General features: G+C 50.6%; 22 protein-coding genes. 19 read left to right on the forward strand and 3 right to left on the reverse strand.

What is annotated here, in order from left to right:
* Positions 1-58 precede the first annotated feature (58 nt).
* The 10 genes from IPI63_RS11120 (at position 59) to IPI63_RS11165 (ending at position 8,417) form a co-directional block, all read left to right on the forward strand.
* Positions 59-1,285, forward strand: coding sequence for a lyase family protein (locus tag IPI63_RS11120; protein ID WP_292478448.1), 1,227 nt, complete (start codon positions 59-61; stop codon positions 1,283-1,285).
* Positions 1,286-1,442: 157 nt separating this feature from the next.
* On the forward strand, positions 1,443-1,889 hold the full coding sequence (locus IPI63_RS11125; RefSeq protein WP_292478450.1) for an MBL fold metallo-hydrolase: 447 nt from the start codon (positions 1,443-1,445) through the stop codon (positions 1,887-1,889).
* Complete coding sequence (locus IPI63_RS11130; RefSeq protein WP_292478452.1) at positions 1,883-2,104, forward strand: hypothetical protein; 222 nt, start codon at positions 1,883-1,885, stop codon at positions 2,102-2,104. Before IPI63_RS11125 ends, IPI63_RS11130 begins: the two co-directional genes overlap by 7 nt.
* A 140-nt stretch (positions 2,105-2,244) precedes the next feature.
* On the forward strand, positions 2,245-2,820 hold the full coding sequence (locus tag IPI63_RS11135; RefSeq protein WP_292478453.1) for a lipopolysaccharide assembly protein LapB: 576 nt from the start codon (positions 2,245-2,247) through the stop codon (positions 2,818-2,820).
* 14 nt (positions 2,821-2,834) lie between these two features.
* Positions 2,835-3,731 (forward strand): tetratricopeptide repeat protein, encoded by an 897-nt coding sequence (locus IPI63_RS11140; protein WP_292478455.1) that lies wholly within the window; start codon positions 2,835-2,837, stop codon positions 3,729-3,731.
* Between the two features lie 518 nt (positions 3,732-4,249).
* Positions 4,250-4,471: a hypothetical protein gene (locus IPI63_RS11145; RefSeq protein ID WP_292478457.1), complete on the forward strand. Its 222-nt coding sequence runs from the start codon at positions 4,250-4,252 to the stop codon at positions 4,469-4,471.
* A gap of 26 nt (positions 4,472-4,497) precedes the next feature.
* A complete protein-coding gene (locus tag IPI63_RS11150) occupies positions 4,498-4,725 on the forward strand; it encodes a hypothetical protein (RefSeq protein ID WP_292478458.1) in 228 nt (75 codons plus the stop codon).
* Positions 4,726-5,652: 927 nt separating this feature from the next.
* Positions 5,653-6,285, forward strand: a complete 633-nt coding sequence (locus IPI63_RS11155) for a DDE-type integrase/transposase/recombinase (protein ID WP_292478460.1) — start codon at positions 5,653-5,655, stop codon at positions 6,283-6,285.
* Positions 6,286-6,707: 422 nt separating this feature from the next.
* Positions 6,708-7,415, forward strand: a complete 708-nt coding sequence (istB, locus tag IPI63_RS11160; RefSeq protein WP_213996866.1) for an IS21-like element helper ATPase IstB — start codon at positions 6,708-6,710, stop codon at positions 7,413-7,415.
* A 57-nt stretch (positions 7,416-7,472) separates the two neighbouring features.
* Positions 7,473-8,417, forward strand: a complete 945-nt coding sequence (locus IPI63_RS11165) for a bifunctional methionine sulfoxide reductase B/A protein (protein WP_292478654.1) — start codon at positions 7,473-7,475, stop codon at positions 8,415-8,417.
* Positions 8,418-8,657: 240 nt separating this feature from the next.
* Here the strand turns inward: IPI63_RS11165 and IPI63_RS11170 are convergent, their stop codons facing one another.
* Entirely contained in the window at positions 8,658-8,993 is a 336-nt protein-coding gene (locus tag IPI63_RS11170; RefSeq protein ID WP_214065338.1) for a hypothetical protein, read from the reverse strand.
* Between the two features lie 167 nt (positions 8,994-9,160).
* Between IPI63_RS11170 and IPI63_RS11175 the strand changes: the two genes are divergently transcribed.
* On the forward strand, positions 9,161-9,421 hold the full coding sequence (locus tag IPI63_RS11175) for a hypothetical protein (protein WP_292478462.1): 261 nt from the start codon (positions 9,161-9,163) through the stop codon (positions 9,419-9,421).
* Positions 9,422-9,582: 161 nt separating this feature from the next.
* Here the strand turns inward: IPI63_RS11175 and IPI63_RS11180 are convergent, their stop codons facing one another.
* On the reverse strand, positions 9,583-9,729 hold the full coding sequence (locus IPI63_RS11180) for a hypothetical protein (RefSeq protein WP_292478463.1): 147 nt from the start codon (positions 9,727-9,729) through the stop codon (positions 9,583-9,585).
* Positions 9,730-9,868: 139 nt separating this feature from the next.
* On the opposite strand from IPI63_RS11180, the gene IPI63_RS11185 reads away from it, so the two are divergent.
* Genes IPI63_RS11185 through IPI63_RS11195 form a run of 3 tightly spaced genes read left to right on the forward strand, consistent with a single transcriptional unit; the run spans position 9,869 to position 12,498 of the window.
* Positions 9,869-11,410: a hypothetical protein gene (locus IPI63_RS11185; protein ID WP_292478465.1), complete on the forward strand. Its 1,542-nt coding sequence runs from the start codon at positions 9,869-9,871 to the stop codon at positions 11,408-11,410.
* The gene (locus tag IPI63_RS11190) at positions 11,343-11,993 is read left to right on the forward strand and encodes a hypothetical protein (protein WP_292478467.1); all 651 of its coding nucleotides are present in this window, start codon (positions 11,343-11,345) and stop codon (positions 11,991-11,993) included. Before IPI63_RS11185 ends, IPI63_RS11190 begins: the two co-directional genes overlap by 68 nt.
* A gap of 1 nt (position 11,994) precedes the next feature.
* Complete coding sequence (locus IPI63_RS11195) at positions 11,995-12,498, forward strand: DUF6125 family protein (protein WP_214065135.1); 504 nt, start codon at positions 11,995-11,997, stop codon at positions 12,496-12,498.
* Between the two features lie 25 nt (positions 12,499-12,523).
* On the opposite strand, the gene IPI63_RS11200 is transcribed toward IPI63_RS11195, so the two are convergent.
* Entirely contained in the window at positions 12,524-12,991 is a 468-nt protein-coding gene (locus tag IPI63_RS11200) for a (4Fe-4S)-binding protein (RefSeq protein ID WP_292478469.1), read from the reverse strand.
* Between the two features lie 122 nt (positions 12,992-13,113).
* Between IPI63_RS11200 and mscL the strand changes: the two genes are divergently transcribed.
* The 5 genes from mscL to IPI63_RS11225 all read left to right on the forward strand — a co-directional run bounded on the left by mscL (position 13,114) and on the right by IPI63_RS11225 (position 16,746).
* Entirely contained in the window at positions 13,114-13,551 is a 438-nt protein-coding gene (mscL, locus tag IPI63_RS11205) for a large-conductance mechanosensitive channel protein MscL (RefSeq protein ID WP_214065134.1), read from the forward strand.
* 238 nt (positions 13,552-13,789) lie between these two features.
* A complete protein-coding gene (locus tag IPI63_RS11210; protein WP_214080340.1) occupies positions 13,790-15,097 on the forward strand; it encodes a hemolysin family protein in 1,308 nt (435 codons plus the stop codon).
* A gap of 49 nt (positions 15,098-15,146) precedes the next feature.
* Positions 15,147-15,809 carry a 7-cyano-7-deazaguanine synthase QueC gene (gene queC, locus IPI63_RS11215; protein WP_292478470.1) on the forward strand — a complete coding sequence of 221 codons (663 nt, stop codon included), beginning with the start codon at positions 15,147-15,149 and terminating at the stop codon, positions 15,807-15,809.
* A gap of 57 nt (positions 15,810-15,866) precedes the next feature.
* Positions 15,867-16,433, forward strand: a complete 567-nt coding sequence (gene hpt, locus IPI63_RS11220; protein WP_214065131.1) for a hypoxanthine/guanine phosphoribosyltransferase — start codon at positions 15,867-15,869, stop codon at positions 16,431-16,433.
* Positions 16,434-16,443: 10 nt separating this feature from the next.
* Positions 16,444-16,746, forward strand: a complete 303-nt coding sequence (locus IPI63_RS11225) for a DUF357 domain-containing protein (RefSeq protein ID WP_292478472.1) — start codon at positions 16,444-16,446, stop codon at positions 16,744-16,746.
* Positions 16,747-16,815: the final 69 nt, after the last annotated feature.

Raw genomic sequence — 16,815 nt, forward strand, 5'->3', positions numbered from 1 at the left:
TTGCCTGGCCTCACCCAGACCAAAAGCTCCATCAATCTCCTCCGTCATCCTTCCTGCCATGTCTATTCACCCCATGGAGTTCAGATATGGCACAGAGGAGATGAAGGCCATCTGGGAAGAGGATTTCAGGCTGCGCTGTCTCTTCCGGGTGGAGGCCGCCCTGGCCCGAGCAGAAGAGGAGCTGGGAATGATTCCTCAGGGAGCGGCAGCTGAGATCGCCCGGGCAGCGGAGATCACCCCTCCCCAGAGGGCAAAGGAGATCGAGGATGAGATCGGCCATGATATGATGGCCACGGTTCTCGCTTTTAGCCGAGAACAGCCCAGCTTTGGAGAGTGGATCCACCTGGGGCGACCTCCACGATATCCTGGATACTGCTACCGGCCTGCAGATCAAGGCCTCCCTGGATATCCTGGAGGAGAAGCTGAAAGAGCTGCTCTCCTCCTTCTTGACCTGGCCATGAAAAACAAGGATCTGGTCTGCGCCGGCCGGACGCATGGCCAGATTGCCGTGCCCACCACCTATGGACTGAGGTTTGCTATCTGGGCCTCAGAGGTGGGGCGCCATATCCAGAGGCTAGGGGAGCTGCGACCCCGGGCGGCTGTGGGCAAATGTCCGGGTGCAGGAACCCAGGCCGCCTACGGCCAGTTCGGCATGGATATTCAGGAGAGGGTTATGCGTCACCTGGATCTTTTTCGGAGGTGGATGTATCCAATCAGGTTGTGCAGAGGACCGGCATGCAGAAATGATCTGCTGGATGGCTCTTGTTGCCTCCACCTGGATAAGATCTTCATAGAGATGAGGACCCTGCAGAGAACGGAGATCGCTGAGGTGGAGGAGGGCTTTGGCAAAAAGCAGGTGGGCTCCTCGACCATGCCTCACAAGAGAAATCCAATCAAGTCTGAGCAGATCTGCGGCCTGGCAAGGGTGGTGCGGGCGCAGCTCATCCCCGCCTTCGAGAACATCCCCTGGGACGAGCGCGACCTGACCAACAGCAGCTGCGAGAGGGTGGTCTTCCCGGAGGCCTTCATCTTCACCGATCACATTCTCACCCTGGCTGCTCGTACCCTGGCCAGTATGCATCTCAGGCCGGATAATATCGAGCGCAACCTGATGCTTCTGCGCGGCCTGAACATGGCTGAGAATGTGATGGTGGAGCTGGCTCGGAGGGGGGTGGGCCGGCAGCAGGCTCATGAGATCATGCGTCAGAGCAGCATGATAGCCTTTGAGGAGAGAAAGGACCTGAAGGATGTCCTGCTGGAGAACGAGTCGGTCAGGGATGCCTGAAGCCCGAGGAGATCAGCTCTCTGTTCGACCCCATCAGTATATCGGCACTGCAGTCCAGCAGGTGGAAAGGCTCAACGATAAATTGAGGAAGCTCTACCTGGCTTGAGCGAGCGCCGGCAAGGCGGGCCCGGGCCGGGATGATTTGAGTGCAGGTGGTATGAGATCCGATAAGATTCAGCCGAGGGTCTATCTTCTCAAGACGGGATCGATCCTAAGGGACCAGGCGGGCAATATCCTGGATGCCCGCTCCTCAGTGACTCTGATTGAGAGCGAGAGGGGAAGGATCATAGTGGACACCGGTCAGGAGGGGGATGGGGAAGAGATACTGAAGGCCCTGGCTGAGCTGGGGCTGGATGGTTCGGATATCGATATAATTGTGAACACTCATTCTCATCCCGACCACTGCGCCAACAACTGGCTGTTTCCCCGGGCTTTGAAGATATCTCCCAATGATGGGGAGGAGATCGCCCCCGGGGTTAGAGCCCTGGCCACCCCTGGCCACAGCCCGGATAGCATATCCATAGTGGTCGATGCTGCCATCCATCATGCTGCCAGCCATCTCCCGAAGGGGATGAAGCGGAGCTGGCCACCCAGAGGGTGGTGATAGCAGGAGACGCCCTGCCCACATTGGGCAACTTCAAAGAGGACCCTCCGGCATTGCACTACGACCGCCTCCTGGCTGTGGCCAGTATGGATAAGATCATAGCCATTGCGGATATGGTCATACCTGGCCACGACCGGCCGTTTTATGCAAGGGAAGGGGAAGGAGGGTCTCTTTCCATTGAAAAGCATTTAGCTACTGAGGCCGATCGTGACTGAATTCTATAAACTGGAGGCCAGGAGAAAAGATCTCAGAGATCATTGAGAATTGCTTTTCGATGTCCTTCGACTAAAAAAGTCTTGGGGTTGCGCATAATCGAAACATTCAAATAGGAAAAACGGCAATAGTCATGATTAATATGGATAATAAAATGGGTAAGGAGATCATTAATAACTACCGCAAGTATTTTAATGAAATAAATAGTGGCGAATTATACGAAGCTGAAAATACTCTAAAGTCTATTGTAAAAAAGGAAGAGGCTGGAGAAGGATACCTCAATGCCCGCAGATACCTTGGAATGCTCTATTTAGAGATGGAGAACTTTGATAAGGCAATCTCTGAACTGTCAATGATTGTTAAGATAAAAGAGGCAACTAAAAAAAGAAGTTTCGCAATCTGGCTAAAGAATGTCCTTGAAGGTTTTGATAAGGAAGAGGAGGAGAGAGGTCATTTAGCTTGGGTCTATCATGATCTAGGGATGGCTTATCTGGGAAAGGCAGACTGTGAAATGGCAGAGAAATACCTCTTGAAAGCTTATGATATATCTAAGGATAAGAAGAATATATTCAGAAACGATCTTGGCTGGCTATACTACAAATGGAACAAGCCCGAAGAGGCGATAGAGAAGTTTAAAGCATCTGTCAATCAAGGAGATAACAGTGGTTTTCCCATTTTTATCTCGGCCTGGCTGAAATCAAGGCCGGGAGGCTTGTAAGTGCTAAAGAGTGGTTGAATGAGGCAATCAGCATATTTGATACAAATGCGCATGACCCCTATGATAAATCAAAACGCATCTTCTATGAGCTGATGAAGGCCTCCGCTCTTAATAACTTGGGCCGGATCGAGATGGACAATGGAGAGTATCGAAAATCTAAGAGACTCTTTCTCGAAGGCTTAGCCATCTGTGAGAGACAGGAGTGTCAAGAATACATCAAAGGGCTTTCACCTCGCAGAAAGACGAAAGAGAGCATAACCATCGCTGCACTTCATAACAATTTAGGGCTTTTGCATTATAAACAGGGATTTCTGGACGAGGCGGAAAAAGAGTATATCGCTGCATTGAAATTCGAGGAGCTTCCTGAGACCTATAACAATTTGGCAGTGGTATATCATGAAAAGGGGGTGAAGGAAAAAGCTGAGAGCTACCTCAAAAATGCTCTGCGATTGGACTCACAGACAGAGGTTGCAAGAGCCAATCTAAACCGGTTGGTGGGAGGGGGTGCAAACTGGTGGGATTGGTGGTTCAAGCCAGGAACATCGGGATCCAGTTTGCATAAGGGCGAGTGGCCTCGGAGGATTGTGGGATCTTTCCTGGTCTTTGCCCTGCTGGTTATGGTTTGTAGCATGGTGTGTACCTCCTTTTCTGGATCAGAGATATCAGTTCTTGGAATTAGCCTATTGTCCTTTGGCGAACATGGGGTAAATACGGTTCAAGAGGATATCTATAGCTATAAGGTTGGCGACAATAGCACTTCACGAGTCAGGGAGACTACTAGCACCAAAACAACAACTACCACTACTGCTAAGAATGGATCAAATTTGATTGATAAGATTACGATCGCAGCACTGTTATTCTTCTTCTTGGTTCATCCACAGATTAAGATTTTTTTCGTTTGGAGCGGCTAAGTTCGAGATGGAAACGGCTAGCATCTCGGGATCCCCCCATGTGTTGCGCGGGCACACCATCCAGTTGCTACAATTGGAGATATTCAAAGATGCTTCAGATTAAGAATTTATTGGAGATTTCAATGGAAGTAATCGCCGACGGATGTCTGGAAAACGGAGCGATAGTCGCCGCCAATTCATTTAAAATTATTATTCTTCAGAGGCTAAAAACTATTTCATGTTTGGCCCAGGGACGGCTCATACATATCAATCGCATCTGATATACTAGGGCTTGAAACATCCAAGAAAATTTTTTAACTGGTGTCTCAAGAGGGCGGAGGGTTTCAGGGATTCGGGCCTGTTTTTTGAAAGTATATGTGAACGGGCTCAAGGCCCATAATGGCTTCCCAACCCGATCAGACAGGATCTCATCTTTCGCCCTGTGGCACCACTATCAAGACAACCTTGAAGATGCCAGGAAATTCGAGGACCTCAAAAAAAGGAGCTGATGGGCTTGCACGGATCTGAATGCAGACTGCTTGGATCTGGTGGCAACCGATCTTTGGGAGGAGAGGCTTGCTTTTCCAGACCTTGCAGAGAACTTCACTTACTCTCTTGCCGCTTGCATAAGAGGGCTCAAATGCGCAGGTGAAATGATCCCCGAAGAGGCTGATAAGTGGTGGGAAGTTGCCGAAGAGATGAGAATGAGACTGGACGAGCACTTCATTGATGACCATTTTGTCCGCCCTTTGGAAAGCTGATTGACAAGCGGATCGATGCCTCAGTCTTGGCCCTCGTCTATCCATTTGCGATATACGAGGCCGATGCCCCCGAAATAGTCTCCACTGTCAAAGAGATCGAAAGCCGTCTCGTTGTTGATGGCGGGGTGCACCGCTACGAGCATGACGAGTACGATGGCTGGATGTTCGAAGGGATGCACCGAAAGAAAGGAGCTGGTGCCTGGCCGATCCTCAACTTCTGGCTCTATATATTGGATCCAAAGAGGCGATACTAGAAGAGCGAAGCAGTTTTACGACTGGGTCATTGAAAGGACGGACGGACATATCCCAGAGCAGATTTTCGACAATGGCATTCAGATTCTCAGTCTCCCCCTTGCTCTGGTCTCATGCGATGTTCGTTATAGCGTCCAGCTTGGGATACAGGTGAATTACCTCGTGCTAGGAGGCGGCCGTCCGGATCGAGCTGCTGAGGAGAAGGATCCCAAAGAGACTCGCATGGAGATTCGCAGGGATTCACAGAGGGACTTGAGAGACAGCTCATGATTGACAGCCGTACAGCCGGAAATCTATAAACAATATCCTGGACGATAATAAGCTTATGAGAAGAGAAGATGCCTCCCAGGATTCCAAAGCAGTCTCCAAGAAGAGACTGACGCCCTGCAGTATCATGTCACCCAGAGGGCGGCACTGAACCCCTGTATTCGCCGACTCAATTTGACCCCCCTATTTGAAACCCATCGTTTGACCCCCCAAAAGGAGCCTCCCCCCTCCAAGTACTCTGAGAGGGGCGGTAAGGTGAAAACGATGGCAGATGTACGTAGAATCGTAGACCTGTACGAACCCATAAGTCCTACAAAAGTAGTCCGCGAACTGAACATATCCCGAACACTGTGAAAGTATTCATCAGGTCAAAGATGCAAGAAGGATTGGCGGAGGAGATCATTCCCAAAACCGAAAGATCGTTCAACCCTCTCGCTCACTGATCTTGTCCGTCAGAAGATACATCAATATCTTGAGTCAAACATGGGATGCCCCAAAAACAACGACTCACGGCAAAAGAATCTGGGAGCTTCTCGTCCAGGATGGTCATAAAATAGGTTATACCACGGTCAAGGACGAAGTTGTCCGCTGGAAACGCACTAATGCACCCCGAGAGGTTTATCTTTGCAGGAGCCGCGCATTGGTCAGCGTGCAGAATTCGATTGGGGCGAAGTCACACTCAAATCGCCGGAGTATGGCAGAAATTCTACCTTGCGGTCTTCGTCTTGCCCTTCTCGCTCTATCGATTTGCTCGCCTCTATAACAGATCAACCCGTCTGGAAGTGATCCAGGCCCACATCGAATTCTTCCGCGAGATCGGCTCAGTTCCCGAGGCGATATTCTATGACAGAATGGCTGCTGTATACGATTCTCGAAAGCAGCAGTTCAATGATAAATTTCTGGAATTCTCTATGCATTTCGGTTTTCAGCCCTGTGTCTGCAATCCAGCTTCACCTAACGAGAAAGGGACAGACGAAGAAAGTGTAGGCTATGTCCGGCGTGCCACTTTCAGCGAAAGGAGTTCATTTGCATCCATAAATGAGGCTGCTGAATGGCTAAAAATGCGCCTTGGCGAGATAAACGGCCATCCTGTCTATCGTCGATCCGATGTGCCGGTCCAGGGCCTTGATCAAGAGCGAGCCTTGATGCATCCATTGCCAACACTCGAATTTGAAAACTGCGAACTGAAACGTGCAACTATTTCGCGGTATTCATTGGTAAAATTTGACGGGAACTTCTACTCACTCGGATACATACCGTCCTCGATATATTACACTGAAGATGTTGGTGGATAGGATCGAGTTCCTTGATGGAAACGATATCATTGCAGTTCATCGTCGATTGGCTGGGAATCAGAAGTATTCGCTTGATATCGCTCATTACATCAAGACTTTTCATCGCAAACCGGGTGCGCTCCCAAATTCCAGAGTTTTAGCTCAGGCAGATGAACTGATTCGGGATGCTTTCAATCGCTATTATGCGAATGATCCAAAAAATTTCTGCCTATTCTTGACCTGATAAAAGAGACCTCCCCTGAAAAATTTTCAACCGCTCTTGCGATCCTAAAAGAACAGAACATCCATCCGACCAGCGATAGCATTCGGTTTTGCTTCATCAAACCAATGCTCTGATGGTTGAGCCCTTTGACATCGAGGGTGGTTTCGAGGTCCTGGAGCCGGATCTCACCATATTCGATCAGTTTATGGAGGGATAGACTGTGGAACCGAATCTTGCAGATCTATGTAAACAGTTGCGACTGAGCGGAGTCTACAACTACGTCCTGGACTATCAGCCTGATAATGAGGATATGCTGCAGTTTCTGACTTCAGCATTGCAGTCCGAACTCGACAAGAGACATCTGAACCGCCAGATGAGAGCGCTTCGGCAAGCCGGCTTTCCGACAAAAAAGAGGTTCGAGGATCTATTGATGGATGATTTGCCGCAAGATGGGCGAGAGGCTATTCCTGAACTAAAAGCGCTTGCGTTTCTTAAAGAAAGGAGGAATGTTATTCTCATCGGAAATTCAGGAACCGGCAAGACTCATATGGCTATTGCGGTAGGGATCAAAGCATGCGAGGAGAACTATCGAGTTGTATTTCGCTCCGCAGCGGCATTGGTCAATGAGATGATCGAAGCGAGAAAAGATAACAGGCTCTCAATTTATATCAAACAGTTTAAAAAGGTTGATCTCCTCATAATTGATGAGCTTGGGTACGTAACATTTGATCTCGCTGCTGCTGAATTGCTATTTCAGTTGCTTGCAGCACGATATGAGACTATGAGTACTATCATTACCTCGAACCTGGGATTTTCAGATTGGGTGAAGGTATTCCATGACAGGACTCTAACCGCAGCAATTCTGGATAGGATTACCCACCACGCGCTGATACTGAACATGAACGGAGAGAGTTTCCGCAGAAAGTAGCGAGACGAACTTTATACTCTATGAGTTAGGTTAGTCGTCTAAGGGGGTCAAAATCGGATCGGCGCGGGGGTCAAATTTGGACCGGCGGATACAGAACCCCCCTTCCAGAACGAATTCTGGAACAATAAAAGGCCTGGCATCTATGTGGATGTGGTCTCGGGAGAGCCCTTATTCAGCTCAAAGGATAAATTCGATTCCGGGACAGGATGGCCGAGCTTCGCAAAGCCGCTGAAAGAGGGGAGCATAGAAGAGAGAGTCGATACCAGTTATAATATGAGGCGGATTGAGGTTCGCAGCAAAGAGGCCAACTCCCATTTGGGCCATGTATTCGATGACGGCCCCGATCCGACGGGTCTGCGCTACTGTATCAACTCTGCCTCCCTGCGTTTTATACCAGTGGAGGATCTGGAAAAGGAAGGATATGGAGAATACCGGCCCCTCTTCCAGGAGGATGAGCCCCGGGGCGGGCAGAGGGAGGCTTCCGGGAGAGCCGATCAGGGCTATGAGATTGCCACCTTCGCCGCCGGCTGCTTTTGGGGAGTGGAGGCGCTCTTCCAGCAGATCCGCGGAGTGCTTCGGACAACTGTGGGATACACAGGAGGAACAGTCCCTCATCCATCCTATGATCAGGTTTGCACCGGGACTACAGGCCATGCAGAGGCTGTGCAGATAGAGTACGATCCCCAGATCGTATCCTACAGAGAACTGCTCAGCTTATTCTGGAGAATGCATAATCCCACCACACCCAACCGCCAGGGACCTGATATAGGCACCCAATATCGATCGGCCATATTCTACCACAATGATGAGCAAAAGGCAGCAGCAGAGAAATCACGGGATGAATTCGATAGATCTGGTGCCTATCCAAGAAGATCTGTCACTCAGATCGTTCCTGCATCTGATTTTTATGAAGCGGAGGAATATCATCAGCATTATTTCGCAAAGCGGGAAGCAGCAAAGCAGAAAGCAGCAAAGCGGGATCAGAATAATGCCATGTATTAAGAAAAAGAAAAAAGTAGGGCCCAGGGCAGAAGCGTTCATCTGTTGATAATATATTTATTTTTTCACACTTGCTGCCATGCGCCATGCTTCCATTGCTCACGCTTCTGGTCGTCATCATTGCTATCAACACTATACTGCATATCCGATCTGTTCGCGCATCAGCGGATATGCATATGGCCGGTCTGAGTATGAGGATTTCGAGAATTAATAGAATTATGGATAGAAGCGGTGCAGAAGTGACTACTCCTCGATTTCAATTCCACGATTCTGAAAGAACTCTCTTAACGCCTCTTCGATCACCTGGCTTTGAGCACGCATGCTGCTTTTAGTTTGAACAGTATAGATCTTCAAGGCTTTTGCGACTGGTTCTGATAAAGTCAAGGTAGTCTTTGGCATAGCCCCATAATTAGTTCTTACACATATATACTTTATGGTATATTGATTTATACTGTGCAGGCTGCTGCTCTTACCCAGGCATTCAATAGCGTTTGATGAAAATAGACTGCAAGCATATCGATGCAATCTCTCCTGCATTCGATTGTCGTCTTCGAGAATGCCTTCCATGCCATGGCTCATTTTCAAGCCTCATGGGTGCCCGGCCAGGTATGACGGTTTCAATGGGCGCACTGAGACCTCTTTGATTCCAGGGCCATCATTATCCCGGAAGAGGGTTTCTGGATGCATCTGCCCATGTCCTGCAGTGATCTGAAAAGCTTATCAATCTAAAGCGACTTGCAGTAGATATGAGACTCAATAACCAATCCAAGGTCGGCCTGACATGCGTAGCCTGCCTGCTTGTCCAAGGTTATATCTTCACCTATGTTCTTTTTGTTGAGCCTCATCCTTTGCTCTCAATTGTCCCCCTGTTCCCCTACCTTGTTTATGTCTATGCGCGAGGAAAAAGGACGTGGTACTTCAATAAACCCTTCTACTGGATAGGATTAATAATAGCCATAACATTGCTTGATATTCTGCCTTTTGCAGTGGCTTCTATGCGTGCCTGATCATCATTCCCGGCAGAGGCTTGGGCTCTTTCTCATTTTCTGTGCAAGAGCCTGGAGATTCCGTCTCTCGCATCTCGCACCTTTGTGGCTCAGATCCTACTTGATGAAATCAAGATGCTTGGGCCTTACCAGAGACAGGAGTACAAAGGAAGGGTAAATATTCATAATATCACTAATACTGCCTTTGCTTTTGAAAGATAGCGACCATTTAAGAAGAAGCGGAATTTCAAGGAGGAGGATAGGACTTGAAATACCGCTCCTTTGCATTTTATACGATAATTAGGAGGCCTTTTTATTATCTCATCCATCTAATCACACCTCATTATATTTAACTTTATTGGTATATTAAATTAGTATGAATTATACCCGGCGGCGAATGACTCTTCCAAAAAGCGAAGGATAAATGTAGCAGCATTTATGATTGATATCATCCAAAATTCAAAGAGGTTGAGCGGCATTAAAAGAACAAGATCGATTGATGCTGATGGCATCGCAGAGTATGAAAAGGCTCTGGAGATATGCGAGAGGATGCTGGCCTTCAAGATGGACCCAGTGCAGGAGAGCAATATATACCGAAAGATAGGCGACAATTGCCTTGGGATATTCATAGAAAATAATGATTTACAGAGCTGCGATCGTGCCATTCAAGCCTATAAAAAGGCACTTGTGGCCTATACCCGGGAAAGCTACCCCTATCTTCGTGCCCGGACAATGAAAAGCCTGGGATTTGCTTATATGAACTTTTCCGATCTTTTTGATCGAAAAGAATGCCTAAAGCAGGCCATCAGTCTCTGGCAGGAGGCCCTGACCATCTTCTCCAGGTCGATCTACCCCTTGGACTACGCCTCTCTTCAGGATGAGCTCTGCATTGCCTATCGAAAGCTGGCCGAACTGGAGGAGGGGATGGCTAACAGCCAGCAGGCAATTGAGGCTGGCAAAGATGCTCTCAATGTCTACAACTCAAAAGATCATCCTCGAGCGTTCGCAAGAGCGATGGCAAACCTGGGCAGCGCATATCTGACCCGCGCCCAGATCGCGAACAGGCCCCTAGATCGGGCAGATGACTGCAGGCAGGCCATTGCCTCCTACCAGGAGGCTCTGATGGTCTATAAGCTCGATCGCTTTCCAGAGGAGTTCGCCCTGATCAAGAACAATCTGGCTATAGCCTATCTCGCTCTCTCCGATGCCCTGGAGGGAGGAGGCGGAGAGAGGAGGGGCGAGGATAGAGCGATCGATGTGCGGGAGGGAGAGGGGAGAGAGGTAGAGGAGAAAGAGGGCGAAGAGAGAGTGATAGAGGATGAGGAGGCCGAAAGGAGAGAGGTAGAGGGAGGAGAGGTAGAGGGGGGAGAGGCCAGAATAGAGCTCTGCAATCAGTCCATTCAGGCATGTCGCGAGGCTCTTCTCATCCGGACAGTGGAGAATATGCCACTGGCATATGCTGCAACCCAGAACAACCTGGGCAGTGCCCTCCTTGCCCTGGCTGAGGAGGTAGAGAGTCTGGAGAACTGCGACCTTGCCCTGGAGGCCTTCGGGAAGGCTCTTGCAGTCTACAAGAGCAGGCAGAATCCAACCCTCCATACAGCCACCTTAAACAATTTGGGAAGCGCTTATCTGCTCCGAGCCCAGGTCCTGGATCGCTCTGATAACTGTTTGAAGGCCATTCGCGCTGCTCAAGAGGCTTTGAGTATTTCCAGCCAGGAGAGCTCCCCAGGAGGCTATGCTGAGTCGCAGAGAATTCTATGGCTGAGCTACCTCACCCTGGGGGAGACCGAATGCCGGGCTGAGAGCTGTCTATTGGCCCTGGAGGCCTGCCAGAAGAGGCTGGCAGTCTATTCTGCGAAAGATCAACCCTGGGATTTTGCCTCCTGCCAGAAGGAGCTGGCCATCACATACAGCATGCTCGCAGAAGCGGAAGACTCAGTTGAGGCCAAGGCAGAGGACTGCAGGGAGGGCACAGGCAGCAATAGAAGCTCTGGCCTTCTTCACTGAGAGGGAACATCCCCATGAGCATGCTGAAGCGCAGCTCCTTCTCTGGTCGGCATATTCCGCTTTGGCAGAGGTCGAAGATAAGGTGGAGAACTGCCGCCTGGCAATTGATGCCTGCCGGGCGGCTATCCGGATCTATGAGGGGCATAGCCCGGCAGAGCATGCTGATGCTCATAAGAGCCTGGGATACAGCTTCATCACCCTGGCAGAGGCAGTGGACAAGGCGGATAACTGCCGAAGGGCGATTGACGCCTACAGTGTGGCCATGGAGTATTACACTGCCGATCTGGCGCCAGGAGAGCATGCTGAGATCTTAAGAGACCTGGCTTATGCTTACATCACCATCTCTGAGGTGGAGGATCGGGAGAAATGGGGCAGAAAGGCTCTTCGAGCCTATAAAAAGGCCTCCAGGATCTTTGAGGCTCTTTCCCTGGAGCTTGAGGCAGAAAATGACCCAGAATCCGCAGAAATGAGGAAATGTGCCGAAAGATGCCGCCGTTCTATGGAGTCCTGCAAAGGAATTCTCAAGGCCAGCCGGAGAACGGGGAGCAGAGCTTCAACTGCAGGAAAGCAAGGGAGCGGGTAACATGAAGGATTTGACAGAGATGGATAAGACGGAGTACTTCCGCCGTTCCTACCGGGCGGTGGACGGCCTCTGGTTCATGATGATCGAGAAGAAGCATGGATTTGATGAGGCGCTGGAGCTGGACGAGGCGGTCTGGCGGGTCCTGCCCAAGATCCAGGCCCGGAGCATCAAGTCCATGCTGAATCTGGATTATGGACTTGACGGGCTGAAGGAGGCTATTGCCACCCGTCTGGCCCTGGAGGAGTTCGATTACGATCTGGAACCAGAGGAGGACGGATTTACAGTGGAGATCCGGCGCTGTCCCTGGCATGATATCATGCTCCGCTCAGGCAGAGAAGGGCTCTCAGAGAGGGTGAGCGAGGTCATCTGCCTGGCGGAAAACCAGGTCTGGGCGCAGGAGTTCAGCCCGAAGGGCATTGAGGGGGAGGACAAAGAGATAGGGTTCGAGAGGAGGGAGAGGATCTGTCAGGGTGGCAGCAGATGCAGATTCCGGTTCGGCTGGTAGGTGGAAATAGCCTGCCGGAGCCATCTCATCCCCGGCCTCTCTCTGCATCATCGAAGTCCGCATTGATGTGGCTTCCATCGCAGAATGGCTTTTTCCTGGAGGCTCCACACCTGCACAGGGCATAGACCCCCTCCCGTGCTACCTCATCGCCACTGGAATTGAGCAGGCGGCACTTCCCTTCCACCAGCAGAGGGCCACTCTTCACCACCTTGATGGAGGCATATGTACCATCTGATACATCCCCTTCCCCGGGCTGGGGCCCCTCCTCCTCGAGCGGGGGCTTTCTTTGTTTGTAGCTCAAAGCACCGGAAGGGCAGCGGTCTATCACCCTCATGATCTCCTCCAGGCTTGCGCCCCGCATATCTATCCAGGGTTTGCTATCGCGGTTGAAGACACCAGGCAGTCCCTTTATGCATTCCTGCGCATGTATGCACTTTTCCGGATTCCATTGCACTGTCAGCCCTTCACGGGTGTACTCTTTCATTGCCATCATATGGGCCCTCTTTCTACTTGGCCTTTCCGGCAATTCAGAAATCAACATCAGCTTTGTCCAAAAGGATTTATATCTTAAGAGAAGGAAACAATATAGTGTTTCATCTATTGGAGTGATTCTCTATGGGAATTATTAGCGAATTTAAGGAATTCGCAGTGAAGGGCAATGCTGTGGATATGGCGGTGGGCATAATCATTGGGGCAGCATTCGGCAGCATAGTCAATTCGCTTGTGAATGATATTATTATGCCGCCAATTGGCATGCTGACCGGAGGGATAAACTTCGCCGACATGTTCGTGGCTCTTGATGGTAAGACCTACGCCAGCCTGGCAGAGGCGCAGGCGGTATCTGCTCCCACTCTCAATTATGGTCTATTCATAAATGCAGTAATCAGCTTTATCATAGTGGCTTTTGCCGTGTTCATGCTGGTGCGACAGATAAATGCTCTGAAGAAAGCACCGGCGCCTGCTGATCCTACCACCAAGGAATGCCCGTACTGCAAAGAGAGCATCGCCAAGACAGCGACCAAATGCAAGTACTGCACCGCCGATCTCAAATAAATCGGCCCTTTTTATTTTTATTATTTTTGACTTTTATTTCTCCTTTTTATTTTTCCATGAAGATCTTCGATACCAATACAACCGGTCCGCCCTCGGGGGATTGGCCCTCTGTTCAGGTAAGTTATAAATAACCATCAGATATCCAGTCCTGTCAAGATGAGAGAATCAGCTCATGATCTCGGGGAATTATACAAATCATGAATAGACCGGACGCACTATCATGGAAGGGTATTAGCCCATGTTGCATGAGATCTTAGTCATCATCATTCTTATACTGGCAAATGGCGCCTTCTCCATGGCGGAGATGGCAGTCGTCTTATCGCGAAAGACCAGGCTCCGCCAGATGGCAGATCAGGGGGATAAGGGTGCCAGCATCGCTCTGGAGCTGGCAGACAACCCCAATCTGTTTCTCTCCTCTGCTCAGACAGGGATGACTCTGATAGCCACACTTACCGGGGCCTTTGGAGGAGCGACAATATCCGATGAGGTGGCTGGATATCTGCTCATAATTTTTCCCGCTCTGACCCATTACAGCCATGGAATTGCTCTGGCTTTAGTAGTCCTGTCTATTACCTTCGTCAATCTGGTCATAGGAGAGCTGGTACCAAAGAGGATCGCCCTCTCCAATCCGGAGCGAATTGCATCCTGGTCGGCATCTCCGTTGAGTACTTTTTCCAGGATTGCATCCCCGGTGGTTCTTCTCCTGAGCAAATCCACAGAGTTTGTCCTCCAGGCCCTGGGGATCAATTCCAATGCCGAGCCGGAGGTGACAGAAGAAGAGATAAAGATCATGATAGACCGGGGGACAATGGCCGGGGTGATCGAGGAGGATGAGCAGGACATAGTGGAGAGGGTCTTCTCATTGGGAGAGAGAAAGGTCAGCTCCATTATGACCCCCAGGGGAAAGATAGTCTGGCTTGACGTTCATGAGAGCCTCCAGGAGATCCAAAGGAAGGCTGCCAGTGTGCCGTACACCATCTTTCCGGTCTGCAGCAGGAAGCTGGATAATGTTCTGGGAGTGATCCAGTCCAAGGATGTTCTGAACTGCGAGCTCAATAGAAAGCCGATCGATCTGAGGCCATTGCTGCTGCCACCCCTATTTGTCCCGGAGAGCATGAGGGCTTTGAAGGTGCTGGAGAAGTTCAAGCAGACGGGAATCCATCTGGCCATTGTGCTGGATGAGTATGGCACAGTGCAGGGGGTGGTGGCGCTGGTGGATCTTCTGGAGGGGCTGGTGGGAGATATCCCCCATATCCATGAGCTGAGCGAGCCCCAGATCCTGCGCAGAAGCGACGGCTCCTGGCTGGTGGACGGGGTTATGCTTGTGAGCGAATTCAAAGATAAGCTGGGCATCGAGAGGCTCCCTGATGAGGATGATGGAACCTATCAGACCATGGGCGGTTTCATGATGACCCACCTGGAGAAGATCCCTGTCACAGGAGACAAATTCGAATGGGGTGGATATCGCTTCGAGGTCGTGGATATGGATGAGCGCCGGGTGGACAAGGTGCTGGTAGCTCCTCTTGCTCAGGATGTGGCCGGCTAGGGCACCTGGATGGCAGTCTTATGCTCAAGAAAAGGGAGATAGGAATGAAATGAAGGCGGTTTTAATATACTCCGGTGGTCTGGATTCGAGCACATTGCTCTACAGATTGCTGGCCGATGGCTATCAGGTTGATGCCCTCACCTTCAACTATGCCCAGAGGCATAAAAAGGAGATAGAGTGCGCAAGAGTCATCACCTCCAGGCTGGATATCACCCACCACATCATCGATCTCTCCTCTCTGGCTGCATTTCTGGGGCAAAGCGCACTCCTGGGGAAGGGGGAGGTGCCCAGAGGTCTTTATACTGAGGAGTCTGCCAGGCAGACGGTAGTGCCAAACAGAAATATGATAATGCTCTCTGTGGCTGCGGGCTATGCCGAGGCCCAGAGAATCCCGGAGCTGTTTTATGCCGCTCACAGGAATGATCTGACGATCTATCCCGACTGCCGGCCGGAGTTCGTTGATGCCCTCAAGCCCGCCATAAGGCTGGGCACAGCCTGGCATCCCGTCCAACTGCGAGCACCCTTTTTGGATATGACCAAGGCAGAGATCGTGAGGATGGGCCTTGAGCTGCAGGTTCCCTATGAGCTCACCTGGTCATGCTACCTGGGAATGGATAAGCCCTGCCGCTCCTGCCCCACCTGCATTGAGAGGGAGGAGGCCTTTGCCCTATGCGGTTGCCGGGACCCTCTGGTGGAGATGGACGGCGCATAGCCCTGTTCAACCCTCAGATCGAAAAAATATAAGATGGTGTAACGCATAGGCCCGAATATGCTGGATAGGCTTAGGAGATCATTGCTGGAGGCCCCGGTATTCAAGCGGGGAGGGTATGATTACTTCATTCATCCAATCACAGACGGCGTTCCTGAGATCAGGCCGGATCTGATCCGGGAGGTCACGGCTAACATTGTGCGGATCGCCAATCTGGATGTGGACAAGATTGTGACAGTTGAGGCGATGGGAATTCCCATTGGCATAGTGCTTTCCATTCTCTGCGATATTCCCCTGGTGATTATCAGAAAGCGTAAATACGGCCTGCCGAATGAGATCGAGATAGATAAGGCTACCGGCTACTCCAGGTCTCAGCTCTTCTTGAATGGCATAAAGAAGGGGGATAGAGTGATTGTGGTCGATGATGTGATCAGCACTGGCGGAACCCTCAAGGCCACACTGGACTCGCTCAAGATGGCCGGGGCAGAGGTGATGGATGTGGTGATTGTGGTGGAGAGAGGTGATGGCGCAGAGCGGCTGAGAGCCCAGGGCTATGAGCTGAAGACAATGGTCAGAGTCAAGGTGGAAGATGGCCGGGTCTCTGAGGTCATAGAGAGCAGAAGATAGAGATGATACAATGGAAGGCCCGGATGGTAGAAAGAGGAACCTGGAAGCTGACCTTTTAAACGAGACTGCTAAGTGGCGGGAGAGGGGAGAGTCTCTCTTCGAGCAGCTATCCGGGGATGAAGATATGCTGGAGAACATCTCCGCCTATCTATCTGATTCTCACTATTTTCTGGAACAGGATGATCTGATCAGAGCCTTTGAGGCGGTCATCTGGGCCTGGGCCTGGATGGAGATCGGCCTGGAGAAGGGTCTATTGCATCAGGACCAAGCTGAAGGAGGATCTGCTCTTGCAGAGACCTCATTGAAGGGCTGATGGGAGGCCACTCTTGAAGAATGATCCAGTCTGACCTCCCATCCAGTCTGACCTCCCATCCAGTCTGAC

Source organism: Methanothrix sp. (genome assembly GCF_016706325.1).
GTDB lineage: Archaea > Halobacteriota > Methanosarcinia > Methanotrichales > Methanotrichaceae > Methanothrix.